26 protein-coding genes are annotated in these 23,642 nt (G+C 63.1%); 16 read left to right on the top strand and 10 right to left on the bottom strand.

Going from position 1 to position 23,642, the window contains the following annotated elements; all coding sequences use genetic code 11:
• The first annotated feature begins 378 nt into the window (after positions 1-378).
• Together LT988_RS10155 and LT988_RS10160 are read left to right on the top strand one after the other, a co-directional pair.
• A complete protein-coding gene (locus LT988_RS10155; RefSeq protein ID WP_232410027.1) occupies positions 379-609 on the top strand; it encodes a hypothetical protein in 231 nt (76 codons plus the stop codon).
• Positions 606-1,139 carry a type II toxin-antitoxin system VapC family toxin gene (locus LT988_RS10160; protein WP_232410028.1) on the top strand — a complete coding sequence of 178 codons (534 nt, stop codon included), beginning with the start codon at positions 606-608 and terminating at the stop codon, positions 1,137-1,139. Before LT988_RS10155 ends, LT988_RS10160 begins: the two co-directional genes overlap by 4 nt.
• Here LT988_RS10160 and LT988_RS10165 read toward each other — a convergent pair.
• The 3 genes from LT988_RS10165 to LT988_RS10175 all read right to left on the bottom strand — a co-directional run bounded on the left by LT988_RS10165 (position 1,083) and on the right by LT988_RS10175 (position 3,229).
• Positions 1,083-1,544 carry a hypothetical protein gene (locus LT988_RS10165; RefSeq protein ID WP_232410029.1) on the bottom strand — a complete coding sequence of 154 codons (462 nt, stop codon included), beginning with the start codon at positions 1,542-1,544 and terminating at the stop codon, positions 1,083-1,085. The genes LT988_RS10160 and LT988_RS10165 overlap by 57 nt on opposite strands.
• 37 nt (positions 1,545-1,581) lie before the next feature.
• Complete coding sequence (locus LT988_RS10170; RefSeq protein ID WP_232410030.1) at positions 1,582-2,430, bottom strand: IS701 family transposase; 849 nt, start codon at positions 2,428-2,430, stop codon at positions 1,582-1,584.
• 214 nt (positions 2,431-2,644) lie between these two features.
• Positions 2,645-3,229 carry an HIRAN domain-containing protein gene (locus LT988_RS10175; protein ID WP_232410031.1) on the bottom strand — a complete coding sequence of 195 codons (585 nt, stop codon included), beginning with the start codon at positions 3,227-3,229 and terminating at the stop codon, positions 2,645-2,647.
• Positions 3,230-3,431: 202 nt separating this feature from the next.
• On the opposite strand from LT988_RS10175, the gene LT988_RS10180 reads away from it, so the two are divergent.
• The 7 genes from LT988_RS10180 to LT988_RS10210 all read left to right on the top strand — a co-directional run bounded on the left by LT988_RS10180 (position 3,432) and on the right by LT988_RS10210 (position 7,511).
• A complete protein-coding gene (locus LT988_RS10180) occupies positions 3,432-3,764 on the top strand; it encodes a MazG-like family protein (RefSeq protein ID WP_232410032.1) in 333 nt (110 codons plus the stop codon).
• Positions 3,765-3,778: 14 nt separating this feature from the next.
• Positions 3,779-4,309 (top strand): hypothetical protein, encoded by a 531-nt coding sequence (locus tag LT988_RS10185; protein ID WP_232407510.1) that lies wholly within the window; start codon positions 3,779-3,781, stop codon positions 4,307-4,309.
• A complete protein-coding gene (locus LT988_RS10190) occupies positions 4,306-5,430 on the top strand; it encodes an IS1634 family transposase (protein ID WP_232407511.1) in 1,125 nt (374 codons plus the stop codon). Before LT988_RS10185 ends, LT988_RS10190 begins: the two co-directional genes overlap by 4 nt.
• 343 nt (positions 5,431-5,773) lie before the next feature.
• Complete coding sequence (locus tag LT988_RS10195) at positions 5,774-6,271, top strand: hypothetical protein (RefSeq protein WP_232410033.1); 498 nt, start codon at positions 5,774-5,776, stop codon at positions 6,269-6,271.
• A 94-nt stretch (positions 6,272-6,365) separates the two neighbouring features.
• Positions 6,366-6,668 (top strand): nucleotidyltransferase family protein, encoded by a 303-nt coding sequence (locus LT988_RS10200; protein WP_232410034.1) that lies wholly within the window; start codon positions 6,366-6,368, stop codon positions 6,666-6,668.
• Complete coding sequence (locus LT988_RS10205; protein WP_232410035.1) at positions 6,658-6,996, top strand: HepT-like ribonuclease domain-containing protein; 339 nt, start codon at positions 6,658-6,660, stop codon at positions 6,994-6,996. The genes LT988_RS10200 and LT988_RS10205 overlap by 11 nt, the downstream gene beginning before the upstream one ends.
• Before the next feature lie 8 nt (positions 6,997-7,004).
• A complete protein-coding gene (locus LT988_RS10210) occupies positions 7,005-7,511 on the top strand; it encodes a Swt1 family HEPN domain-containing protein (protein ID WP_232410036.1) in 507 nt (168 codons plus the stop codon).
• A gap of 65 nt (positions 7,512-7,576) precedes the next feature.
• Here the strand turns inward: LT988_RS10210 and LT988_RS10215 are convergent, their stop codons facing one another.
• Positions 7,577-8,875: an IS256 family transposase gene (locus LT988_RS10215; RefSeq protein WP_232410037.1), complete on the bottom strand. Its 1,299-nt coding sequence runs from the start codon at positions 8,873-8,875 to the stop codon at positions 7,577-7,579.
• Positions 8,876-9,054: 179 nt separating this feature from the next.
• On the opposite strand from LT988_RS10215, the gene LT988_RS10220 reads away from it, so the two are divergent.
• Positions 9,055-11,439, top strand: coding sequence for an ATP-binding protein (locus LT988_RS10220; protein ID WP_232410038.1), 2,385 nt, complete (start codon positions 9,055-9,057; stop codon positions 11,437-11,439).
• On the opposite strand, the gene LT988_RS10225 is transcribed toward LT988_RS10220, so the two are convergent.
• Positions 11,331-12,983, bottom strand: a complete 1,653-nt coding sequence (locus tag LT988_RS10225; protein ID WP_232410039.1) for an IS1634 family transposase — start codon at positions 12,981-12,983, stop codon at positions 11,331-11,333. The two genes, LT988_RS10220 and LT988_RS10225, sit on opposite strands and share 109 nt — an antisense overlap.
• 119 nt (positions 12,984-13,102) lie before the next feature.
• Here LT988_RS10225 and LT988_RS10230 point away from each other — a divergent pair, with 119 nt between their 5' ends.
• Positions 13,103-13,705 carry a hypothetical protein gene (locus LT988_RS10230; RefSeq protein ID WP_232410040.1) on the top strand — a complete coding sequence of 201 codons (603 nt, stop codon included), beginning with the start codon at positions 13,103-13,105 and terminating at the stop codon, positions 13,703-13,705.
• Positions 13,706-13,870: 165 nt separating this feature from the next.
• Here the strand turns inward: LT988_RS10230 and LT988_RS10235 are convergent, their stop codons facing one another.
• A complete protein-coding gene (locus LT988_RS10235; protein WP_232410041.1) occupies positions 13,871-14,452 on the bottom strand; it encodes a superoxide dismutase in 582 nt (193 codons plus the stop codon).
• 177 nt (positions 14,453-14,629) lie between these two features.
• Here LT988_RS10235 and LT988_RS10240 point away from each other — a divergent pair, with 177 nt between their 5' ends.
• The 3 genes from LT988_RS10240 (at position 14,630) to grxD (ending at position 18,525) form a co-directional block, all read left to right on the top strand.
• Positions 14,630-16,180, top strand: coding sequence for a hydantoinase B/oxoprolinase family protein (locus tag LT988_RS10240; RefSeq protein WP_232410042.1), 1,551 nt, complete (start codon positions 14,630-14,632; stop codon positions 16,178-16,180).
• A 104-nt stretch (positions 16,181-16,284) separates the two neighbouring features.
• A complete protein-coding gene (locus LT988_RS10245; RefSeq protein WP_232410043.1) occupies positions 16,285-18,069 on the top strand; it encodes an N-acetylglutaminylglutamine amidotransferase in 1,785 nt (594 codons plus the stop codon).
• A gap of 132 nt (positions 18,070-18,201) precedes the next feature.
• On the top strand, positions 18,202-18,525 hold the full coding sequence (grxD, locus tag LT988_RS10250) for a Grx4 family monothiol glutaredoxin (RefSeq protein WP_232410044.1): 324 nt from the start codon (positions 18,202-18,204) through the stop codon (positions 18,523-18,525).
• A gap of 55 nt (positions 18,526-18,580) precedes the next feature.
• Here grxD and rnt read toward each other — a convergent pair whose 3' ends face one another.
• Positions 18,581-19,216, bottom strand: coding sequence for a ribonuclease T (gene rnt, locus LT988_RS10255; protein ID WP_408648065.1), 636 nt, complete (start codon positions 19,214-19,216; stop codon positions 18,581-18,583).
• Between the two features lie 173 nt (positions 19,217-19,389).
• On the opposite strand from rnt, the gene LT988_RS10260 reads away from it, so the two are divergent.
• Both LT988_RS10260 and LT988_RS10265 read left to right on the top strand, forming a co-directional pair.
• Complete coding sequence (locus LT988_RS10260) at positions 19,390-20,298, top strand: TraB/GumN family protein (RefSeq protein ID WP_232410046.1); 909 nt, start codon at positions 19,390-19,392, stop codon at positions 20,296-20,298.
• 133 nt (positions 20,299-20,431) lie between these two features.
• Positions 20,432-21,211: an MlaA family lipoprotein gene (locus LT988_RS10265; RefSeq protein ID WP_232410047.1), complete on the top strand. Its 780-nt coding sequence runs from the start codon at positions 20,432-20,434 to the stop codon at positions 21,209-21,211.
• A gap of 87 nt (positions 21,212-21,298) precedes the next feature.
• Here LT988_RS10265 and pyrC read toward each other — a convergent pair whose 3' ends face one another.
• From pyrC to LT988_RS10280, 3 genes are all read right to left on the bottom strand, one after another.
• A complete protein-coding gene (gene pyrC, locus LT988_RS10270; protein ID WP_232410048.1) occupies positions 21,299-22,342 on the bottom strand; it encodes a dihydroorotase in 1,044 nt (347 codons plus the stop codon).
• Between the two features lies 1 nt (position 22,343).
• Positions 22,344-22,538: a zinc-finger domain-containing protein gene (locus tag LT988_RS10275; RefSeq protein WP_232410049.1), complete on the bottom strand. Its 195-nt coding sequence runs from the start codon at positions 22,536-22,538 to the stop codon at positions 22,344-22,346.
• A gap of 179 nt (positions 22,539-22,717) precedes the next feature.
• Positions 22,718-23,641: a branched-chain amino acid transaminase gene (locus LT988_RS10280; RefSeq protein ID WP_232410050.1), complete on the bottom strand. Its 924-nt coding sequence runs from the start codon at positions 23,639-23,641 to the stop codon at positions 22,718-22,720.
• Position 23,642: the final 1 nt, after the last annotated feature.

Below are 23,642 nucleotides of genomic sequence, written 5' to 3' on the forward strand. Positions count from 1 at the left end.
TCCCCCCTCAAGCCGTCCAACGCCGTTTCTTTTTAGCGGTCACTCCCGCCATAACGTAGGACTCAGAGAAGCCGACACAAGGATTCCTGGTGCAACCGGTCAAAGTGAAGCAGACTTGGAAGGACGAACCGAGCCGGGCGAGCCTCGGCCACCGCCTCGCCTTAGCAGTTAAGGGCACATACCTCATCGGAGGGGACGGAGGCAGTCGCGACACGCGGGTGCTGGGCTCGAGAAAGATCACGGCCAAGTTCTATACCAAGCGCACCCGGGTCTTTTGGAAAGCAGGGCGTGTCGTGGTCTCGCGGATCAAGTCCCGGCCATCAGATGGCTAAGTTCGATATACTGACCGCATAGGGGAACCGATCGAGGAGCCGATGCATGAACATCGAGGTGGATGTCGAAGACGACGGCACCGTGACGATTCAGGTCCCGAAGCAATATCACGGCAAGCGGATCCGCGTCAGCATTCAAGAAATCGACGCGCAGGCAGCCTCTCCGCAATGGAGCAAGCTGTCCGAGGTTTTGGACGGGCTCGAACAGCTCGGCACACACCGCCACAGCCATCTTCAAATCATCGAAGACCTTAGACGGTTTCGCGAAGCACCATGAAACTGGCTTACGTCGACGCCTGCGTCTGGATCACGGTGGTCGAGGGGCTCCACAGGTATCAACCCGGGATCCTTAGTGTATTGAAGGTGTTGGCCTTGGATAATTGGGTGTTTTGCACATCGGACGCGGTGCGACTGGAGGTGTTGATCGGTCCCCTCACAAGGAAGCAAGCCCCATTGGCAAAGGCTTACGGCGCCATCCTGGAAACCAATTCTCTCCTGAAAACACCCAAGTCGGTGTTCGCCGATGCCCTCTCGATCGGGGAGGCGGAGCGCCTCAATGCGAGGGATGCAGTGCACATCGCGATCGCAAATCACTATGGCTGCGGCAGGTTCGTCACCACTGACCCGCACTTCAGGTCACTCTCGCTCGTGACACCGCTCTGGATCGACCTCGCCGACACCGATCTCACCGGGGATTCGATCGATGACGCCTCAAACTCGGACGATGATTCTACCTCGACTTTGGCCAATCTAGGCGGTCGCCGCGAGCTGTTCCAGCAGGCGATCGAGTCGCTTGGACGAAATTAGGACCATCTCCCCCTCGGACCGTGAGTAGGCGTAATTCTCCTCGGCCCAGATGGTGCGCCGCACCAGGGCCAGGCAATCGGAGAAGGTGGCGTGGGACTTCAGATACCAGGCCGTGGAGCGCGGCAGGGCGTCCCAGCGCTCGCGCCACCGGTAGACCATGAGACAGACGAGCGAGAACAGCGCCATCAGCATCGGCGTGGTGCGTGCGATCGCCAGGTCGTTCCACTGGCGCTGGGTCTCGACGCCGAGGTGGCGACGGACTTCCTCGAAGGTGACCTCGAGCGACCAGCGCTGGACGAACAGCTCCACGACGCGGGCCGGCGCCATGTTCAGGTCGGTGGTGAAGAAGGCTTGCGTCGGCAGCCGGCCCTCGGGATCGACCACGAGCACCCAGCGAATCGGCAACGGCGGCCATCCCGCGGTGTGCCACAGACACACCTCGCTAAGCAGGCGCAGCGTTTTGGGCTGTCCGTACCATTGGAATCGCGACCTCCTCGCCTCGGGTGCGCGCCGCCTCCTCGCGTGTGGCGAGCTTGGCCAGTACGCCGCCTTTCTTCGGCTTGGGGCCGCGCCGCCCGGCGGGCACCGGCTCGGGACAGGCGAACAGGCGTGCGTCCAGGCGCAGGCGCGTGACCAGGGTCGCTTGCGCGGCCAGCACTTCCCACCCCAGCTGAATGCAGGAGTAGCTGCCGTCGCCGAGCAGGATCCAGCGGCGTTGCTGCAGCCAGCGCGAGACCAGCCAGACCATCCCGATGGTGAGCTCCACGACCGTGCGATGGCGCCGCCCGGCCGCCTCGTCGGCCCGTTTCGACGGTGCCAAGCGGGTGAGAAAAGGCAGCGCCCAAGGCCGCGTGCTCCACGGCACGGCCACCAACAACGCCATGCAGATCCACTCCAGCCCCAAGCAGGTCACGACTTTGCTCCGTGACGAGCGCACCGCATCGCGATACATCCCCTTCGCTCGAATGCGCGCGCCCTTGCGCCGTTCCAGCGTCTCGTCGACCGCCACCACGATCGGCACCTGCGCCGGCAACATCCCGAGCAACAACCCCAGCAGAATCCGCGCCCCTTGGCGCGACGACCAACGCGCCCGATTCAGCACCCGATGGTAACGCTCGAAGCGCCGCTCCGTGCTCAGCCCCATCGCCCGCAGCGCCGCCGTCACCGTACGCGGCCCTTGCGCCAGCAGCGTTCCCGCCAGCAAGACGTGCAGATGCGCCAGGGTCGGCGCGGTGAACAGGCAGGCAAAGGGCTGCAGAACAGATACAATCGCGGCAGGCAGAGGGAACATCCGCAGGCAGGTCCGAGGTTTTGGTCGACATCGGACGATACCGTCCGCGGCCCTCTGCCGCCACATCAATCGGGTCTGTCACCGTCGCTCCCGGCGCCTCGCGGCGCTTCCGCCGGGGCCCGGAAATGGCCAAAGTCGAGTCTGCGAGCTGATGGGGCAATCCGCGGTCATTCGAGGACCGAGGCACCAAGAATCACCACGCACCCGAAGGCGGCTAACCGAGGGCCTTGAACGCCTCGTCCGAGCAGGCGGTGAATCCTGCGGGCCAAGGGGCGCTCAGACGGCAGCGCAGCCGAAACTGAAGCGGTGCGTCCGGGTTCACGCCGGCAACCGTCACCTTGACCTTGCCCAGGCCCACCAACGCGATGAGCTTCGAGAATTCCGCCGAATAGAACCGCGGGCAATAGCCGACGATCGAGAGGGGGTCCGCGGTGCGCATCAGCAGCGCCCCGGGGTCGTTCGGGTTCTGGAGATCCTGAAGCAGAAAGAGCGATTCGCCCGGCGTGAGATCGCCAATGCGCTCCCTCGCCGACAGAGGCAGATGCCGGATGCCGTGACTGAAAAACTCCACGACGTAGGTGTTCTCGGGGGTCGGCTCCGGACAAGGGAACACCTGCAACGCGTCGGTCGCCCGCGCGCCGCCGCTTTTGCCCAGAAGCTCCAGTGCGTCGTGGTCTCCCGGATCGAGTCCCAACCAAACCAGGAAGTCGCGATGCTCGGGCCTGGATCGAGGCATGAGCCGATTGGAAAAGAGTGGAAACAGCTCGTTTGCCGGTTGGACCGCATGCAGGTCCGTCATGCGACCGAAGGGCACGAAGTGTTCGGACTCTTCTGCACCCTATGGTGTAAACGAACCGAAAGTCGTCGCTTTCTCGTGAAAGTTGCCCGACAGGCAGCCACCGTCGGGACTTGGGATCCCGCCATGCCAGAAACACTCTGTTTGTCACTATTATTCCCCGCCAATCTTGAGCAGGCGCGCTTGGTTCGGGAGGGACCGTGATTTGGGACAATTCCACACGTTCAAGAACCTTCCGATATCCATTTCGCTTGAAGCTGCTGAATTGTTGGAGCATGTTCAGTGGTTTGCTGATAGCCGAGTTTCGGATACCATCGCTGAAAAGATAGACGAAGTGTCAGCGGAGATGGCGGACATCGCCATATATCTTGGTTATCTGGCGCATGACCTCGGGGTTGATCTAGACCGACTTTACCCCTGCAGATCTGGCCATTTTTCGCCGCTAGGCCGCGTGGCTACTGACTTCCTCGCCGATAAGTTTTTTCAAAATGTCGCCATGCATGTGAAATATTGGCGCTTGCGATATCAGCGTTCATAGGCTAGAAATTAGCCATGCAGACCGCGCATGGCAATTTGCACCTGGAAATCCAAACCACCCGCAAAAGCCCGGTGGGCATCTTGCGCACCTCCTTTCGCGACAACGGCAAGATGTGCCACACCCAGCATGGGCGCATCACCGGCTGCTCACTGGAGCAACTCCAACTCCTGCAGTTGGCCTTTCGTGAGCGCGTGGTTCCCGTCGATGACCCACAGGCCTTCCGGATTCTCAACAGCCGCGAATACGGCGCCAGTCAGGCCATCCTGGCCATTGCCAAGCAACTGGGTCTGCATCGCATCCTCTACTCGCGCGCCGAACCCTGGGTCAGCGGCGCACTGGCGATGATTGTCGGTCGCTTGGTCTATGCCGGAAGTAAGCTCGCGTTATGCAACCATCATCCCAATACCTGTCTGTGGGAGCTTTGCGGAATCGCTGAGACCCCCGAGGTCGAGGCGCATTGCTACGAGCCAATGGATCGGCTGTTACAGCGCCAGAAGGCGATCCAAAAGCCCTGGCCGGGCGTCATCTGCGCAATGGGCATGTGATTCTCTACGATATCACCAGTGTCTATTTTGAAGGCGAGTACAAAGACAGCGAACTGGTGGCCTTCGGCTATAACCGCGATGGCAAAAAAAGTCGTGAGCAAGTGGTTGTCGGGCTGATCTGCAATGACCAAGGTTGCCCGGTCGGGGTGGAAGTCTATGCGGGCAACACCAAGGACGAAACCACCGTGGTTGATAAGGTGCATGAGATCAAGCAAGGCTACGGCATCGAGACGATCATCTTCGTCGGTGATCGCGGGATGGTCACCCGCAGCAACATTAACGCGCTGCAAGACGAGGCGGACTTGCAGACCATTGGCGCCCTGACCCATGGCGAGATGATGACCCTGCTGAAGAACAAGGTGATCACCCTCGATCTGTTCGATGAGCGCAATATCCATGAGGTCAGCGATCCTGACGACCCGTCCCGCCGGTATTGCCTGTGCCGCAATCCACAGACCGCTCAGCGCGAGTCGCAGACGCGCCAACGGTTGCTGGATCTCACCACCAAGGCCCTGGGTGAGATCGCCGCCTACAAGCGCGCCGCGACCGTCGAAAAGCTCGGTGCGCGCGTTGGCAAGGTGTTGGCCAAATACAAGATGGGCAAGTTCATCCAATGGGCGATTGAGGCCGATCCGCAACAGGAAACATCGTGCGCGCATCGCCTCACCTGGTCGATTAACGCCGAGAAGGTGGAGCACGAAAAGCGTTTCGATGGGTGCTATGTAATCACCAGCGATGTCGATCAAGCGCAGATGAAAACCTTGGACGTGGTGCGCGCCTATAAGAGCCTGACCTTTGTCGAGCGCGCCTTTCGCAATCTCAAGACCGTGCAGCTGGAAATTCGCCCGGTTTATCACAAGAGCGATGAGCGCATTCGCAGTCACGTCTTTCTCTGTATGCTGGCCTATTACCTGCAATGGCACATGGAGCAGCGCTTAGCGCCGCTCTTTGCCAACGATGGCAAGGGCGAAGACAGACGCTGGACATTCCGCGGGGTGATTGATTGCTTGTCTCAGATCACGCGCAATCGCGTGGCCGTCAACGGTGCTGAGTTCGATCGGAATAGTACCCCAACACCCGAGCAAGCGCAGATAGTGGAGTTCCTGCAAGTCACGATGTAGCCACCCACGTGAAATCCGAAATCGCCCGCCAGCCCAGTAGTGGCGAGGGTTTTCGGCCGGTCTGCAGGGGGAAAATCGGTCTAGAGTAGGCAGTACAAAGAAAGTTGATAGTCAATAAGGCAAAATATCCCATCGAGAAGGCGCAAAGGAAGCGCGTTGAAGTATGATCAACTCTTGTGATTGGGTTGCGCTACAAGTCTAGGTTTCAAAAATACCTATACCAAGAATAAACCGGGAGCCACCTGCGGATAATCCCCGATGTCAACTGCGGATCGTCGGCATGCGCCGCCAATCGATTAATTTCCAGGTAAATTTCAATTTACTTGGCCGAACAGGAGGGGGATTGCGACGCGGATACCCGTGGCCCCTGACCTGGTTCGATCAGTTGGCCTTCAACGAGGGCGAGTACGGTGTTGCCAAGCAGCTCGCCACGTCCAAGAACACCAGCGTCTCCGGCCTGGCGGATGCCGGCATCCTGCGGTCCAAGGCCGGCAAGGTGCGCCTGCTGGAACCCGCCGAGTTCCCCCTCGACTGGCATCCGACGACCGACAAGCGTCTCACCGCCTGGGAGATGGTGCACCACCTGATACGGGCGCTTGATTCCGGCGGCGACATCGCGGCCGCAGCACTGGTCGCCAAGCTCGGCAGCCAATCGGAGACGGCACGCGAGCTGTTCTATCGCCTCTACACCCTCTGCGAGCGCAAGAAACGCGCGAACGAGGCCATGGCTTACAACGGCCTGGTGCAGAGCTGGCCGGAGATCGCCAGACTGGCGCGGGAGACATCGAGTTCGGCACCTAGGGGTACCGGAGATCTGTTCGATGCCCCCTTGTCGTCATGACCTGCGGGTCGCACCGGTTGGCCGTGGTTGTCCGCTCGATCCGATGAGCGGGTGACGGTGGATACCGCTTGCAGTCGCTACAGGAGTGCGTTTCATGCATCAGGTCTTAAATCTCGATGAGACCCTTCTCGCCCGGTTCTGCGAGAAACATCATATTCGCCGTCTGTCGCTGTTCGGATCGCAGTTGAAGGGGACTGCACGTCCGGATAGCGATGTTGATTTATTGGTCGAGTTCGACCCCGAGCATATCCCCGGTTTGTTAGGGATTGCCGGCATGGAGATCGAATTGTCGGACCTCCTCGGGGGCCGGAAGGTCGATCTGCGCACGGCGGCGGATCTGTCTCATTTCTTCCGTGACGAGGTCGTGCGCACGGCCGAGGTGCAATATGCAGCCTGAGGACGGCGTTCGCGTCGGTCACATGATCGAGGCGGCCGAGGACGCACTGGGGTTCATCGCGAGTCGTCCCCGTGCGGATCTGGATTCCGATCGCATGCTGCTGTTCGCGCTGGTGCGCGCGGTCGAGATCATCGGAGAGGCGGCGAGCAAGGTCTCGGCGGAGACCCGCACGGCTCACCCCGAGATCCCCTGGAAGGCCATCATCGGCATGCGCAATCGATTGATCCATGCCTACTTCGACATCGATGCGGACATTCTTTGGGTCGCCGTCACCGCGGAGATCCCCGCACTGCTGGCGCAGCTCAGGACACTCACAGGGACACAGTAGAGCGCAATATGGCCATCACCAACCACGAACGCGTCGGCAGATCACTCACCCTGCTCAAGGCCGGCCTCGGGCCGTTTGTCGAGCGCGAGCTGAAGGCCAAATACGGCGACGGCTGGGCCTTCGAGGCCAAGGATGTCCTGTCCGACACGCGTCTGAACGCCGGCAACAGCGATCCCACCGGGGACGTCGCCGCCATGCTGGTGATCATGGATCGCAAATGGGGAGAGGTCTTTCGCCACATCCTCGGCAAGGCCGAGCGCAGCCTGGTGAACGAGATCATCGCCGTGCGCAACCGCTGGGCGCATCAGGAGCCCTTCTCCGGCGACGACGCCTACCGTGCGCTGGACTCCGTCGAGCGTCTCTTGTCCGCCGCCTCGGCTCCCGAGGCCGAGGATGTCGACAAGACGAAGATGGAGCTGCTGCGGGTGCGCTTCGACGAGCAGGCGCGCGGGGAGAAGCGCAAGTCGGCCGGGATCGCCATCGAGAGCGGCGCGAGCGGCAATCTCAAGCCTTGACGCGAGGTGGTGATGTCGCAGAGCTATTGTCAAATCTGGTGTATGACCATAGGGCCAGAGTTTGATCAGGCGGCTTCCCGTTGCTCCTCTTGGGTCTCCGGTGGGTCGTCGGACACCGGAATCCCGTCTTCGTAACGTGTCCCGCCGAGCAGTTCGGCCACTTTCTCGGGGGCACGGATGCGCCGCCAGGTCTTGGCGGCCTCTTCGCTCATCTTGAAGGCCAGGCCGAGGAAGGTCGCGCGGGTGACGCAGTTCTTGGTCCGGCCGGTGCGATGGCGCACGGTGGCGAAGGTCGACTCGATGGGGTTGGTGGTGCGCAGGTGCACCCAGTGCTCGGCCGGGAAGGCGAAGAAGGCGAGCAGGGCCTCGCGGTCCTTCTCGAGCTTCTCGGTGGCCTTGGGATATTTGGCCCCATAGCGGTTGATGAAGCGCTTAAAGGCTTGGTCGGCCTGCTTGCGGGTCGGCGCCATCCAGATCGCCTGCAGATCCGCCTTCGCCTTGCCTTGCAACGACCTGGGCAAGGCATTGAGCACGTTGCCCATCTTGTGGAACCAGCAGCGCTGATGCGCGGTCTCGGGGTAGACCTGCTCAAGCGCACCCCAGAACCCCAGCGCCCCGTCGCCGACGGCCAAGCGCGGACCCGTCTGCAGACCACGTGCCTTCAGATCGCGCAGCACATCGAGCCAGGATTCGGTGGATTCACGCAACCCGTCGACGATGGCGACCCACTCCTTGGTGCCGTCGGGCCGCACCCCGATGATCACCAGCAGGCAGAGCTTGGGATCGTCGCTCTCGCGCAGTGTCGTGTAGATGCCGTCGACCCACCAGTAGGCGTACTGCCGGCCTTCGAGGCTGCGCTGGGTCCAGTCCTTGTACTCCTCGGCCCACGCGGCCTTGAGCCGGCCCAGCGCCGCCGCGGAGAGCCCTTTGGCGTCCTCTCCCACCAGCACCTCCAACGCCTCCCCGAGGTCGCCGCTGGAGATCCCCTTCAGATAGAGCCACGGCAGCGCCGCGGCGACCCGGGCACTGCGGCGCACGTACGGCGGGGCCAGCGCGGAGTTGAACTTCACCCCGGCCCCGGAGCGGTCGCGTACCTTGGGCACCTGCACCTCCACCGGACCCACCGTGGTGAGGATCTCGCGCGCCGGCAGATAACCGTTGCGCACCACCGCCCGGCGTCCGTCCATCAGCGACACCCCGGCAAACTCCTCGAGCAGCTGCTCCACCTCCGCCTCGATGGCCCGCTGCAGGATGTCGCGCGCCCCGCGGCGCACCAGCTCCTCCAGCGGCAGGCCCAGCTCGGCCAGCACCTCGCCCCGATCCCCTCTTGCACGGCGGGCCCCCGTACTCGTATCGTCGCTCATGGCGCACCTCTCTCGTTGCTGCTTTGGGTCTCGACAACCACATTGTCAGCAACGGTGCGCCGCCTGCTCAAGCTCTATCAGTCCCCGCTCATACACCAGAATCGAGCATAGCTCTGTCGCACGAGGACCTGGCCAGCGGGCGCTATCAGCAGGCCGAGTTCGCCGCCGACCTCTGGCAGGTGCATCTCGGCGAAGGCACGCCCGAGTACCGCGATCCGGCCGAGTTTTTCCGTCGGACCTACCTCACCGAGAGCCTGCGCGAGATGCTGATCGGCGCGCTGCGTCGGTTGATCGCCGGCGACGGCGACCCGGTGATTCAGTTGCGGACCAACTTCGGCGGCGGCAAGACCCACGCGATGCTGGCGCTCTATCACCTGGTGTCGGGCATCCTCGGGGCGGGTCTCGCCGGCGTCGATGCCCTCATGGCCGCCGCCGGGATCGACCGTCTACCGACGGCGCGGCGCGTGGTGTTGGTCGGCAACAAGATCTCGCCCGGCAACCCCTCGGTGAAACCCGACGGCACGGTGGTGCGCACCCTCTGGGGCGAGCTGGCCTGGCAACTGGGCGGCCCGGAGGCGTACGCCCGCGTCGCGGCCGACGATGCGAACGCGACCAGCCCCGGCGACGTGTTGCGCGAGCTGTTCAACGACTACGGTCCCTGTCTGATCCTGATCGACGAGTGGGTCGCCTATGCCCGCCAGCTCCATGATCAGAGCGATCTGCCGGCCGGCGGCTTCGAGACCCAGTTCAGCTTCGCCCAGGTGCTCACCGAATCGGCCAAGCTGGCGCGCAATTGTCTGCTGGTCGTCAGCTTGCCGGCCTCCGATACCTCGGGCACGGCCCATTCGCACTCGGACGATGTGGAGGTCGGCGGCACCCGCGGGCGCGAGGCGCTCGACCGGCTGCGCAATGTCGTGGGCCGGCTCGAATCCTCCTGGCGCCCGGCCACGGCGGAGGAGGGTTTCGAGATCGTGCGGCGGCGCCTGTTCCAGCCGATCTCGGACCCCGGCCACTTCAAGGACCGCGACGTGACCGCGCGGGCCTTCGCCGAGCTCTACCGCACCCAGCAGGCCGAGTTTCCGCCGGAGTGTCGCGAGACCGACTACGAGCAGCGGCTCAAGGCCGCCTATCCGATCCATCCCGAGGTCTTCGACCGGCTCTATACCGACTGGTCGACCCTGGTGAAATTCCAACGCACCCGCGGTGTGCTGCGTCTGATGGCCGCGCTCATCCACAGCCTCTGGGAGAAGGGGGATCGCAACCCCCTCATCCTGCCCGCCAACGTGGCCATCGACGACGCGCGTGTGCAGTCGGAGCTGACCCGCTATCTCTCGGACAACTGGGTCCCGGTGATCGAGAAGGACGTCGACGGGCCGAACTCCTTGCCGCTCAAGCTCGACAGCGAGCTGCCGAATCTGGGTAAGTTCTCGGCCTGCCGGCGTGTGGCGCGCGCGGTCTACATGGGCTCGGCGCCGACCACGGCGGCCGCGCACAAGGGCATCGAGGACCGCCGCGTGAAGCTCGGCTGCGTCATGCCGGGCGAGTCCCCGGCGGTGTTCGGCGACGCCCTGCGCCGCATGGCGGCCGCCGCGACCTACCTCTATCAGGACGGGCCGCACTACTGGTACTCGACCCAGCCGACCGTCACCAAGCTCGCCGAGGATCGCGCCGAGCAGCTCAAGCGCGAGCCGGACAAGGTGGCCCACGAGCTGGAGCAGCGTCTGCGCAAGGATCTGACCGACAAGGGTACCTTCACCCGCATCCATCCGATGCCGCAGACGAGCGCCGATGTCCCGGACGATCTGGATGCACGCTTGGTGGTCCTGGGCATCGCTCAGCCCTACGCCAAGACGCCCGACAGCGCCGCCGAGATCGCCGCCAAGGCGATCCTGGAGACGCGCGGCAACAGCCCGCGTCTCTATCGCAATACCCTGGTCTTCCTGGCCGCGGACAAGACCCGTCTGCAGGATCTCGACGAGGCGGCGCGCAAATACCTCGCCTGGCAGTCGATCCTCGCCGACCGGACGCACCTGGATCTGACGCCCTACCAGGTCACCCAAGCCGAGACCCAGCGTGGCGTTGCCGAGAGCACCATGCTCGCCCGCATTCCGGAGACCTATCAATGGCTGTTGGTGCCGGGCCAGTCGACGCCGCAGTCATCCGTCACCTGGGAGGCGAGCCGCTTGAGCGTGTCGGATGCGCTGGCCGTGCGCGCCAGCAAGAAGCTGCGCTCCGACGAGCTGTACCTGACCAGCTTCGGCGCCACCCGCCTGAAGATGGACCTGGACCGGATTCCTCTTTGGCGCGGCGACCATGTCGAGGTCAAGCAACTGGTCGAGGACTTCGCGCGCTATCTCTACCTGCCGCGTCTCAAAGCCGATTTTCCCCCTGCAGACCGGCCGAAAACCCTCGCCACTACTGGGCTGGCGGGCGATTTCGGATTTCACGTGGGTGGCTACATCGTGACTTGCAGGAACTCCACTATCTGCGCTTGCTCGGGTGTTGGGGTACTATTCCGATCGAACTCAGCACCGTTGACGGCCACGCGATTGCGCGTGATCTGAGACAAGCAATCAATCACCCCGCGGAATGTCCAGCGTCTGTCTTCGCCCTTGCCATCGTTGGCAAAGAGCGGCGCTAAGCGCTGCTCCATGTGCCATTGCAGGTAATAGGCCAGCATACAGAGAAAGACGTGACTGCGAATGCGCTCATCGCTCTTGTGATAAACCGGGCGAATTTCCAGCTGCACGGTCTTGAGATTGCGAAAGGCGCGCTCGACAAAGGTCAGGCTCTTATAGGCGCGCACCACGTCCAAGGTTTTCATCTGCGCTTGATCGACATCGCTGGTGATTACATAGCACCCATCGAAACGCTTTTCGTGCTCCACCTTCTCGGCGTTAATCGACCAGGTGAGGCGATGCGCGCACGATGTTTCCTGTTGCGGATCGGCCTCAATCGCCCATTGGATGAACTTGCCCATCTTGTATTTGGCCAACACCTTGCCAACGCGCGCACCGAGCTTTTCGACGGTCGCGGCGCGCTTGTAGGCGGCGATCTCACCCAGGGCCTTGGTGGTGAGATCCAGCAACCGTTGGCGCGTCTGCGACTCGCGCTGAGCGGTCTGTGGATTGCGGCACAGGCAATACCGGCGGGACGGGTCGTCAGGATCGCTGACCTCATGGATATTGCGCTCATCGAACAGATCGAGGGTGATCACCTTGTTCTTCAGCAGGGTCATCATCTCGCCATGGGTCAGGGCGCCAATGGTCTGCAAGTCCGCCTCGTCTTGCAGCGCGTTAATGTTGCTGCGGGTGACCATCCCGCGATCACCGACGAAGATGATCGTCTCGATGCCGTAGCCTTGCTTGATCTCATGCACCTTATCAACCACGGTGGTTTCGTCCTTGGTGTTGCCCGCATAGACTTCCACCCCGACCGGGCAACCTTGGTCATTGCAGATCAGCCCGACAACCACTTGCTCACGACTTTTTTTGCCATCGCGGTTATAGCCGAAGGCCACCAGTTCGCTGTCTTTGTACTCGCCTTCAAAATAGACACTGGTGATATCGTAGAGAATCACATGCCCATTGCGCAGATGACGCCCGGCCAGGGCTTTTTGGATCGCCTTCTGGCGCTGTAACAGCCGATCCATTGGCTCGTAGCAATGCGCCTCGACCTCGGGGGTCTCAGCGATTCCGCAAAGCTCCCACAGACAGGTATTGGGATGATGGTTGCATAACGCGAGCTTACTTCCGGCATAGACCAAGCGACCGACAATCATCGCCAGTGCGCCGCTGACCCAGGGTTCGGCGCGCGAGTAGAGGATGCGATGCAGACCCAGTTGCTTGGCAATGGCCAGGATGGCCTGACTGGCGCCGTATTCGCGGCTGTTGAGAATCCGGAAGGCCTGTGGGTCATCGACGGGAACCACGCGCTCACGAAAGGCCAACTGCAGGAGTTGGAGTTGCTCCAGTGAGCAGCCGGTGATGCGCCCATGCTGGGTGTGGCACATCTTGCCGTTGTCGCGAAAGGAGGTGCGCAAGATGCCCACCGGGCTTTTGCGGGTGGTTTGGATTTCCAGGTGCAAATTGCCATGCGCGGTCTGCATGGCTAATTTCTAGCCTATGAACGCTGATATCGCAAGCGCCAATATTTCACATGCATGGCGACATTTTGAAAAAACTTATCGGCGAGGAAGTCAGTAGCCACGCGGCCTAGCGGCGAAAAATGGCCAGATCTGCAGGGGTAAAGTCGGTCAAAGACCCGAGCGTGCTCCTCCACGCGATGACCGACGGGATCAATCTGCTGACCTGGGCGCAGGAGGGCTTTGCCTTCGCCGAGGGATACGATGCCGAAGCGGGTCGCTATGAGGGGCTACGCGCGGGGCAGATCGTGACCCTGGTCGACAGCGAAGCGCCGGAGGTCTTGGTCAAAACCGACGTGGCCATGCGTCAGATGGATGCCGAGCGCCCGGTCGCTCCGGAGCCGGAGCCGGGGAGGGCGCAACCGAACCCCAACGTCGTCGGTGACAAGCCGACGGTGGACCCGCCCGAGATCACACCACCGCGCGAAAAGACGCCGCCCCCGGCGGCGAAGCCGAAGCGCTTCCACGGCACCGTTCTTCTGGATGCGACCCGGGTCGGGCGCGACGCCGGCCGCATTGCCGAAGAGGTCATCGCGCATCTCGACGGGCTCGTTCATGCCAAGGTGACCGTCACCATCGAGATCGAGGCAAAGCTTCCCGACGGCGCGCCGGATCAGGTGGTGCGCACGGTGAGCGAGAATTGCCGGACGCTGAAGTTTACGAGTCAGGGGTTCGAGAAGGACTGATTGACGCGCCTGCGAAGACGGCGTCAATGCCGAGATGAAGCACACCTGGTCAAAATCCGTTCAAAACGCACGATGGCCCAGCATTGCGCTGGGCCATTTCGGATCTTTACTTCTTCAGAAGGTCGCCGAAGTTCGGGGCTTAATTATGAAGAAATAAAGGCTCGATCAACCGCCGAAGTTGGCCGCGACAAACTCCCAGTTGATCTTGTCCCAGATCGCTTCGAGGTACTTCGGACGGGCATTGCGGTAGTCGACGTAGTAGGCATGCTCCCAGACGTCGACTGTGAGCAGTGGCTTCTTGCCCTCGGTCATCGGGGTGCCGGCGTTGGAGGTGTTGTGGATCTCGATGGAGCCGTCTGCATTCTTCACCAGCCAGGTCCAGCCGGAGCCGAAGTTGGTGGCGGCGGCTTGCGAGAACTGCTTCTTGAATTCGTCGAACGAGCCGAACTTGGCGTTGATCGCATCGGACAGTGCACCGGTCGGGGCGCCGCCGCCGTTCGGGCTGAGGCAGTTCCAGTAGAAGGTGTGATTCCAGACCTGGGCCGCGTTGTTGAACAATCCGCCCGAGGATTTCATGATGATCTCTTCGAGACTCATGGTCTCGAACTCGGTGCCGGGAATCAGGTTGTTGAGGTTGTTGACATAGGTCTGGTGATGCTTGCCGTAGTGATACTCGATGGTTTCAGCCGAGATCACGGGCTCGAGCGCATTTCGTTCGTAGGGTAACGCTGGGAGTTCATGGGCCATGGTCAAGCCTCCTCGAAGGTTGGAATCTGCAAGTGTCTGCGGTCACCCGCAATGTTGGCCCGCGTTCGGGTATCTCAACCCACGGATGGGGTGCCCGAGCGAGCGATGCGAAACTTTCGGGGGACGACATGGTCGCCGGAGCATCTGTGCGCAAGAAGGCACCGAGGTTCCGGCAACATGAACGCCGTCGAGCTTGGGCTTTTCGCCAGCCGGCTCGAGTCGGTGTGCGACGAGATGGGTGCGGTGCTGCGACAGGCCGCCTTCTCGACGAACATCCGCGATCGGCTCGATTTTTCGTGCGCGGTCTTCGATCGCAACGGGAGCCTCAGCGCCCAGGCCGCCCATATCCCGGTCCACCTGGGCAGCATGGCCTACGCGATGGCGGACATCGTCGGCGCGCTCGACTGGGCCGAAGGCGACATGGTGGTCCTCAACGACCCCTTCCTCGGGGGGACCCATCTGCCTGACGTGACGCTGGTGGCTCCGCTCTTCGCGGAGGGTCGGCTGGTCGCCTTCGTCGCCAATCGCGCACATCACGCCGACATCGGGGCGAGCGTGCCGGGGTCGATGCCGGTCTCGCGCACACTCGACGAGGAGGGTCTGATCATCCCGCCCTGCCGGTTGGTCGCGCAAGGCGAGATCGACCGGTCGCTGCTGACAGGGATCCTCGGTGCGACGCGCAACCCGGACGATGCCGGCGGTGATTTCTTAGCCCAGATCGGAGCCAATCGCGCCGGGTTGGCTCGGCTGGGGGGCCTGATCGACGGCCTTGGTGTCTCGGCCTACGTCTCGGCGATCCGCGCACTCGACGACTACGCGGAGCGCCTCGCGCGCTCGGCGCTCGGCATGATCCCGCCGGGACGCTACGCCTTCGAAGACGTGATGGACGACGACGGCCAGGGGACCGAGGCGATCCCGATCCGGGTGGCCCTCGATGTGACGCCCGAGGGGATCCATGTCGATTTCGCCGGAACCGCAGGGCAAGTCGCGGGCAACATTAATTGCCCGCTCTCGGTCGCCGCGGCCGCCGTCTTCTACGCCTTTCGTTGCTTGATGCCACCGCAGACGCCTGCCTGCGGCGGGACCTTCCGCGCGATCGGCCTGACCGCACCGCTCGGCTGCTTGCTCAACGCGCAGCGCCCTGCAGCGGTGGCCGCGGGCAACGTCGAGACGAGCAGCCGTGTCGTGGATGTCGTGCTGGGCGCGCTCGCCCGAGCAATCCCGGATCGCATCCCGGCGGCCAGCCAAGGCAGCATGAACAACCTTGCGGTCGGCAGCACCGAGGCCGGTGCGGCCTGGGATTACTACGAGACCATCGGTGGCGGCATGGGCGCAGGTGCCAGCGGCGGCGGTTGGTCGGGGGTTCAGACCCACATGACCAACACCCTCAATACGCCGATCGAGGTGCTGGAGGCGCGCTACCCCTTGCGGGTGTCGCGGTATGCCCTGCGATCCGGCTCGGGTGGCCGCGGCGCACGCGCCGGCGGCGACGGACTGGTCCGTGAGCTGACCTTTCTCGCCCCGGCCGAGGTGACGCTTCTCACCGAGCGGCGCCGCGTCGCGCCTTGGGGCATCGCAGGCGGCGGTCCCGCGCGCGCCGGTCGGAATCAGCTCAATGGGAAAGAACTGCCGCCCAAGGTCAGTCTTCGTGTGGCGAGCGGGGATCGCCTCGCTGTGGAGACACCGGGCGGCGGCGGTTGGGGTCACGAGCCGGAGCCGGAAGGATAAGTCGCTGTTGATTTCCTTTGCGTCCGTCGCGCCTTTGCGGTTCAAATCCAGTATCAGAAAACGGGGTCACCGACGAGCGATCCCGACCTCATGGGAGCGGTCCGATGTGCGGTATCTGTGGTGAATTGAGGCTCGACGGCGCCCCGGCCGACCTGGAGACCATCCAGGCCATGATGGGCGAGCTGGTGCGGCGCGGCCCGGACCACGGCGGCAGCTACAGCGACGGGGCACTCGGGTTCGGCCATCGGCGGCTCTCGATCATCGATCTGTCGGTGCGTTCCAATCAGCCGATGGTCGACGCCGAGCTCGGACTCGCCCTGGTCTTCAACGGAACCATCTACAACTATCGGGCGCTGCGTCGCGAGTTGGAAGAGCGCGGCTACCGCTTCTTCTCCGAAGGTGACAGCGAGGTCATCCTCAAGGCCTGGCACGCTTGGGGAACCGACTGCTGCGCGCGCCTGCACGGCATGTTCGCCTTCGCCGTCTGGGACGCGAATCAGCAGGTGCTCTTTCTCGCGCGTGACCGCTTCGGGATCAAGCCGCTCTATTGGTCCGAACAGGGCGGAACGCTGCGTTTCGCCTCCAGTACGCAGGCACTCCTGGCCGGCGGCGGGGTGGATACGGCGATCGACCCGGTCGCACTGCATCATCTCTTCACCCTGCATGCCGTGGTCCCCGCGCCGCGCACCATCCTGCGCGGGGTGCGCAAGCTCACGCCCGGACACTGGCTGCGGTTCGACGCGCGTGGCCGCCGGACCGAAGGCACTTATTGGCGTCTGGATGCGACGCGCCCGGCGGAGCCCCGGAGCGATGCCGACTGGCTGGAGGCGATCCACGTCGCGCTGCGTCAGGCGGTCAAGGTCCGCAGCGAGGTCGCCGATGTGCCGGTCGGCGTCTTGCTTTCGGGTGGGCTGGATTCGAGCCTCCTCGTTGCCTTGCTCGCCGAGGCGGGCGTGTCCGACCTGCGGACCTTCTCGGTCGGCTTCGAAGACACGCCCGAAGAGGCCGGGAGCGAGTTCCAATACTCGGATCTCGTCGTCGAGCGTTACGGCACCCGGCATCATCGCTTCCTGGTCCCGAACGCCCAGGTCCTGCAGCGTCTGCCCGAGGCGATCGACGCCATGACCGAGCCCATGTTCGGCCAGGACGCCGTGGCCTTCTATCTCCTGGCCGAGCAGGTCTCGCGCGAAGTCAAGGTCGTACAGTCCGGACAGGGCGCGGACGAGGTCTTCGGCGGCTATTTCTGGTATCCGCGCATCGCGGCCGAGCGCGAGGGCTCGGCGGTCGAACGCTTCGCCAAACACTACTTCGACCGCGATCACGACGAATACCTGCGCATGGTCACCGACACCTACGCCGGCGAGGACCACACCTCGGCGCTGATCGCCGAGCGCCTGGCCGAGCCCGACGCGGACGAGCTGTTGGATGCGGTCCTGCGTCTGGACGCAACGACCCTGATCGTCGACGACCCGGTCAAACGAGTCGACAACATGACGATGGCCTGGGGTCTGGAGGCACGGGTGCCCTTTCTGGATCATCACCTCGTCGAGCTCGCCGCACGCTGCCCGCCCGAGCTCAAGCTTCGCGAGGGCGGAAAATATCCACTCAAGGCGATGGCGCGCGGCCTCCTCCCGGATGCCGTCATCGACCGTCCCAAGGGCTATTTCCCGATGCCGGCGCTCAAATACGTCCGCGGCCCCTTTCTGGAACTGATGCGCGACGTCCTCGCATCACGGGTCAGCCGAGAGCGCGGTCTCTACCGGAAAACCTATCTGGACCAGCTACTCGCTGCACCGGACATGCACCACACCCGCATCCAGGGCAACAAACTCTGGCACCTCGCCTTACTGGAGCTTTGGCTGCAGCGCAACGTCGATCCACTCGGGTGAGCGCGCGGCCACCCGGGGAAACGCAAGCGCCCAAGCGGGATGGATCACCACTCCCCTTTCGGGGTAGCTTGAAAAGCCCCTCACCGTCCCGACCCTTGTCAGATGGGTCCCCACACGAGATAGAGGTCAGCGATGGATGTTTTGGAGCGAATCGGCGAACAGGTGAAGACGAATCCGGTCGTCATCTACATGAAAGGCACGCCGCAATTTCCCCAGTGCGGTTTTTCGATGAGGGCGTCAGCCGCTTTGCAGGAGTGCGGTGTTCCCTTTGCCTACGTAAACGTGCTGCAGGACCCGGAAATCTTCGAGAATCTTCCGCGTTATGCAGATTGGCCGACCTTCCCCCAGGTCTATATCGACGGAGAACTGGTCGGCGGATGCGATATCACGCTGGAGCTTCACGCCAGTGGCCAGCTCAAGAGCATGATGGAAGAGGCGGCCTCCAAGCACGCCTGAGCCGTCACATGCGGGGATCGGCCAAGCCGCGCCACCCGATTGCACGCGCCCGGCTTCAGGTCGGCTCCTTGTCCTCCCAAACCCGCACCGGGTCGAGCTCACGCCACCGATTCACCACGGCGCAAAAAAGACGCGCGGTCTGCTCGGCGTCGTAGATCGCCGAGTGGGCCTCGCTGCTCTGCCAACCGAGACCCGCCTCCTTTGCCGCACGCGCCAGCACGGTTTGACCAAACATCAGGCCGGCCAAGGTCACCGTGTCGAAGACACTGAAGGCGTGGAACGGGTTACGCTTGAATCCGGTCCGCTCGACGGCGGCTTTGACGAACCCGAGGTCGAAATGGGCGTTGTGCCCGACCAAGATCGCCCGATTGCACCCGGTGGATTTGACTGCTTTGCGGATCGGCGTGAGGATGCGGGTCAAGGCGTCCCATTCCGAAATCGCGTCCCGGAAGGGGTGGTCGGGATCGATCCGATTGAAGGCCAGCGCGCTCGGATCGATCTCCGAGCCGACGAAGGGCAGCACGTGACAGGCGATGGGCGCGGCCGGCTCGAGTCGCCCGTCGGGCAGCATTCGGATAATAATAGCGGCGATCTCCAGCAGGGCATGCCGCTGAGCGTCGAAGCCGGCTGTTTCGACATCGACCACCACCGGCAGAAAGCCCCGAAAGCGCGCGGCGATCCCTTCTCTCATTCTGGGTTCTTGATTCATGGCGACAGCATAAGTGGCGCGCGGATGATTGCCAAACACAGTGATTGTGCCGGCGCGTCGCCTCGGTCGGGCTTGTTTGTTTGCCGCGGCCGCAGCGGGTCCTCCGCGGCGTTCGAGGCCGGTCATGCAGCCAGACGCACGCGACGGCGCGTGCAATGATCGCCCGACTCCTTCTCGCCGCATGGCTAGCGGCCGGCAGCACATGCGCTTGGGCCGATCAGCCGACGAACGCGGACGACACCGCCGAGTCTGCCGGACACGCCGCGACCCGTGGAATCCTCTTCGAGATCCACTCCCCATCAGGCGCCCCACCGAGCTTTCTCTTCGGTACGATCCATAGCGAGGACGTGCGGGTCGTGGAGCTTCCGGCGCCCGTGCGCGAGGCCTTCGATAGGAGCCCGAGTGTCGCCCTCGAGGTGGTCCCGGATGCCTCCGCCATCATCCGAGCGATGGTCACCATGGCTTACACCGACGGACGACTTCTGCGCGACGTTCTCCCCGCGGACCTCTACCAGGAGACCGCCGCAGCGCTTGGCGGCATCGGGATGCCGGAGGAGGCCTTCAAGGACCTCAAGCCCTGGGCTGTCGCGACACTGCTGAGCAGCCCGCCCTCCGAGACAGGCGAGTTTCTGGATATGCTGCTGTTTCGTCGGGCGGTCGCAGACGGCAAACGGGTCGAGGGCCTCGAAACCATGACCGAGCAGCTCACCGTCTTCGATGCCCTCCCCGAGTCCGATCAGATCACGCTGCTGAGAGAGACGCTCGCGTCGCGAGACCAACTGCCGCGCATCTTCGAGGCACTGACCGCAGCCTACCTGAAACGCGATATCGACGAATTGCAGCGCCTGAGCGAACAGCACCTCGCGGACAGCGACCCTCGTCTCGCGGCACTCTTCCAGAGAGTGGTCATCGATTCGCGCAACCTCCGTATGGTCGAGCGCATGGCGCCCCTCCTCGACGAGGGCGGCTGGTTCATCGCGATCGGCGCCCTGCATCTCCCCGGCGATCAGGGGGTCGTCGCCCTGCTGCGACAGCGTAACCATCGCGTCACGGTCGCGTTCTGAAACGCCCATCGGGAACCGGCACACACTCGCTTGCGGCCGATGGAACGGGGCATACCGGTGCAAAGGACGTGGATCGAGCGAGGTACCGGCTGTGATAGCATTTGCCGAACATGTCGCGAGAGATCTGCAACGCATGAAGGACCGTGATTCGAGCGCCTATCGACAACTGACTGGGCTGGGTGTCTTGATCATCCTGCTGATCTGCACGGGCTGCACATCCTCGCCGAGCCGGATCTCGGAGCCACGCGACCCGCTCGAGCCGTTCAATCGGGCCGTCTTCCGTTTCAATACGGATTTCGACAACGCGTTCTTGAAGCCGATCGCCAAAGGCTATCAGGCCGTCACGCCGGATCCGGTCGAACGTGGCGTGACCAACTTCTTCGGCAACCTTTCCGACGTTACCTCGTTCGTCAACAATGTTCTCCAATTCAAGATGTCGCGTGCAGGCAGCGACGTCGGACGTCTCTTCATCAACTCCACGGTTGGCGTGCTGGGTTTCGTGGACGTCGCGACCAACGTGGGTTTACCGAGCTACAAGGAGGATTTCGGTCAGACACTCGGCTACTGGGGTCTGGATTCCGGCGCCTTCGTCATGGTGCCCTTCTTGGGGCCGAACAGTGTCCGGGACATCTTCGGCGATGTCGGCGATATCTTCACCGACCCCTTGTTCAACCTCGAGCCCGTCTTCGATCTCCCCAGAGATCACGTGTATTGGGGCCTGATCGCACTCCGGGCGGTCGACCGTCGAGCGAGCTATCTGGCGACCAGCCAGATCCTCGAGGACGCGGCCATCGACCCCTACATCCTCCTGCGCGATGCCTATCTGCAGCGGCGCCACTATCGGGTGCACGACGGAAACCCGCCAAAGATCGAAGGTGAAGAGGACTTCTGGGACGAGGTGGAGTTCGACTAAACCGCGCCCGGCGCGCTGAGTGATGACTTCGGATGGGATCGGCCGCCTCTGACTTAACGATTGTTGGAGCGGGCGCGGTTTAGGCGCTCAAGGCACGACACGCCAAGCAACTGTTTCGGAGGCGCGCAGAGGCACGACCCGGCTGGATCCGAAGGAATAGGATGCCGGAACGGTCCAAGGCTCGCGGCTCAGACGAATGGTCTCGGCGTTGCGGGGCAGGCCGTAGAAATCCGCGCCATGGTGACTCGCGAATCCCTCCAGCCGCGCCAAGGCGCCGGCCTGCTCGAACACCTCGGCATAAAGCTCGATGGCGGCGTGTGCGCTGAAAGCCCCGGCACAACCGCAAGCGCTCTCCTTGCCCTCGATCGCATGCGGCGCGCTGTCGGTACCGAGGAAGAACCTCGGATGACCGCCCGTCGCGGCGGAGACCAGCGCGAGCCGATGGCGCTCGCGCTTGAGGATCGGCAGGCAATACAGGTGCGGACGAATCCCGCCGGCCAGCATGGCGTTGCGGTTGTAGAGCAGGTGATGCGGCGTGATGGTCGCTGCCAAATTCGGCGGTCCGTCGCGCACGAATGCGACCGCCTCGGCGGTCGTCACATGCTCGAAGACGATCTTGAGATCGGGAAATGCGCGGACGATCGGCTCCAAGCGCTCCTCGATAAAGCGCTGCTCGCGGTCGAAGATGTCGACCTGATCGTCCGTCACCTCGCCATGCACCAGGAGCGGCAGACCAACACGCTGCATCGCCTCAAAGACCGGATAGCGTCCGAGCAGATCCGTGACCCCGTTCTCCGAGTTGGTGGTCGCACCGGCAGGATAGAGCTTGCAGGCGAAGACCTGACCGCTCGCCTTGGCCGTGCCGATCTCGGCCGGGCTCGTCTCGTCCGTGAGATAGAGCGTCATCAAGGGCTGAAAATCGCTGCCGGGCGGCCGTGCATCCAGGATGCGTGCTCGATAAGCGAGCGCCCTGGCGGTGTCCACAACCGGCGGCTTGAGATTGGGCATGACGATCGCGCGCCCGAAACAACGCGCGGTGTGGGCGAGCGCATCCGCCAGCACATCCCCGTCGCGCAGATGCAGGTGCCAGTCGTCCGGCCGGGTGATGCAAAGCTCCGTGACCTCGGTCATCTTAGACAAGCCGATAGCGGGCCCCGCAATAGGGACAGGTCGCCTCGTGGTTCGGCTCGTCTTCGATCGGCAGATAGACCCGCGGATGCATGTTCCACACGGGTGCACCCGGCAGAGGACAAGACAGCGGCAGATCCTTGTGGCTGACCTCGATCAGCTCATGCTCGGTCCGCGTCTCGACGGCGGCGTTGGACATCGGCAAAGTCTCCATCGAATGAGATGATCGGACAGGCGCCGCAAAGGTGACATGAGGCGCCTAATTCGCATTTTTTCACTTTAAATCGCGTCAACTCCGGCGGTGAATCATTGCTTCGGCATCAACCCAACCGCTATCGAGCCGAACCATCACCGGACGCGATTTAAACCGGACGCGATTCAAACCGGCGTGAGCCATTCCGGATAGGCCGGAAGACGCCCGTGCACCAGATCGAAGTAGAGGCTCTGGAGCCGTTCGGTGATGGGACCGCGGCCGCCGTTTCCGATGACGCGGCCGTCGACCTCCCGAATCGGCGTCACCTCGGCTGCCGTGCCGGTGAAGAAGGCCTCGTCCGCGATATAGACCTCGTCGCGCGTGATCCGCTTCTCGACAACCTCGATTCCGATATCGCGCGCCAGCGTCATGACAGTGCGCCGGGTGATCCCGTCGAGGGCGGAGGTCAGATCCGGCGTATAGAGCACGCCCTTGCGCACGATGAAGACGTTCTCGCCGCTACCTTCCATGACATAACCCGAGGCATCCAGCAGGAGGGCCTCGTCGTAACCGTCGCGTAGGGCCTCCTGCAAGGCCATCATGGAATTCATATAATTGCCGTTGGCCTTGGCGCGACACATGGTGATGTTGACGTGATGCCGCGTGTAGGAGGACACCCGAATCCGAATCCCTTTGGTCATGTTCTCTTCGCCGAGATAGGAGCCCCACTCCCAGGCGGCGACGATGCAGTGCACCTTGAGGTTGTCGGCACGCAGGCCCATACCTTCCGGGCCGTAAAAAAACATCGGACGAATGTAGGCCGAGTCGAGGTTGTTCTCGCGAACGGCGATCCGCTGGGCTTCGTCGATGCTCTCGCGGTCGAACGGCGCCTTCATGCCCAGGATATGCGCCGAATCGAAGAGGCGATCGGTATGCTCGCGCAGACGGAAGATGGCCGGGCCCTGCTCGGTGCGGTACGCGCGCACGCCTTCGAAGACACCCATACCGTAATGGAAGGTATGAGTCAGGACATGGGTCTTGGCCTCCCGCCAAGGCACCATCTCGCCGTTGTGCCAGATCAGGCCATCACGGTCTTCCATCGTTGCCATC

The sequence above is a fragment of the Thiocapsa bogorovii genome, assembly GCF_021228795.1.
GTDB classification, from domain to species: Bacteria; Pseudomonadota; Gammaproteobacteria; order Chromatiales; family Chromatiaceae; genus Thiocapsa; species Thiocapsa bogorovii.

Coding starts and splice junctions, on each gene's coding strand:
- LT988_RS10155 (WP_232410027.1), top strand. CDS start 379: ATGAACATCGAGGTGGATGTCGAAGACGACGGCACCGTGACGATTCAG.
- LT988_RS10160 (WP_232410028.1), top strand. CDS start 606: ATGAAACTGGCTTACGTCGACGCCTGCGTCTGGATCACGGTGGTCGAG.
- LT988_RS10170 (WP_232410030.1), bottom strand. CDS start 2,430: ATGTTCCCTCTGCCTGCCGCGATTGTATCTGTTCTGCAGCCCTTTGCC.
- LT988_RS10175 (WP_232410031.1), bottom strand. CDS start 3,229: ATGACGGACCTGCATGCGGTCCAACCGGCAAACGAGCTGTTTCCACTC.
- LT988_RS10185 (WP_232407510.1), top strand. CDS start 3,779: ATGCAGACCGCGCATGGCAATTTGCACCTGGAAATCCAAACCACCCGC.
- LT988_RS10200 (WP_232410034.1), top strand. CDS start 6,366: ATGCATCAGGTCTTAAATCTCGATGAGACCCTTCTCGCCCGGTTCTGC.
- LT988_RS10205 (WP_232410035.1), top strand. CDS start 6,658: ATGCAGCCTGAGGACGGCGTTCGCGTCGGTCACATGATCGAGGCGGCC.
- LT988_RS10210 (WP_232410036.1), top strand. CDS start 7,005: ATGGCCATCACCAACCACGAACGCGTCGGCAGATCACTCACCCTGCTC.
- LT988_RS10215 (WP_232410037.1), bottom strand. CDS start 8,875: ATGAGCGACGATACGAGTACGGGGGCCCGCCGTGCAAGAGGGGATCGG.
- LT988_RS10225 (WP_232410039.1), bottom strand. CDS start 12,983: ATGCAGACCGCGCATGGCAATTTGCACCTGGAAATCCAAACCACCCGC.
- LT988_RS10230 (WP_232410040.1), top strand. CDS start 13,103: ATGGCCAGATCTGCAGGGGTAAAGTCGGTCAAAGACCCGAGCGTGCTC.
- LT988_RS10235 (WP_232410041.1), bottom strand. CDS start 14,452: ATGGCCCATGAACTCCCAGCGTTACCCTACGAACGAAATGCGCTCGAG.
- LT988_RS10240 (WP_232410042.1), top strand. CDS start 14,630: ATGAACGCCGTCGAGCTTGGGCTTTTCGCCAGCCGGCTCGAGTCGGTG.
- LT988_RS10245 (WP_232410043.1), top strand. CDS start 16,285: ATGTGCGGTATCTGTGGTGAATTGAGGCTCGACGGCGCCCCGGCCGAC.
- grxD (WP_232410044.1), top strand. CDS start 18,202: ATGGATGTTTTGGAGCGAATCGGCGAACAGGTGAAGACGAATCCGGTC.
- rnt (WP_408648065.1), bottom strand. CDS start 19,216: ATGAGAGAAGGGATCGCCGCGCGCTTTCGGGGCTTTCTGCCGGTGGTG.
- LT988_RS10260 (WP_232410046.1), top strand. CDS start 19,390: ATGATCGCCCGACTCCTTCTCGCCGCATGGCTAGCGGCCGGCAGCACA.
- LT988_RS10265 (WP_232410047.1), top strand. CDS start 20,432: ATGAAGGACCGTGATTCGAGCGCCTATCGACAACTGACTGGGCTGGGT.
- pyrC (WP_232410048.1), bottom strand. CDS start 22,342: ATGACCGAGGTCACGGAGCTTTGCATCACCCGGCCGGACGACTGGCAC.
- LT988_RS10275 (WP_232410049.1), bottom strand. CDS start 22,538: ATGTCCAACGCCGCCGTCGAGACGCGGACCGAGCATGAGCTGATCGAG.
- LT988_RS10280 (WP_232410050.1), bottom strand. CDS start 23,641: ATGGCAACGATGGAAGACCGTGATGGCCTGATCTGGCACAACGGCGAG.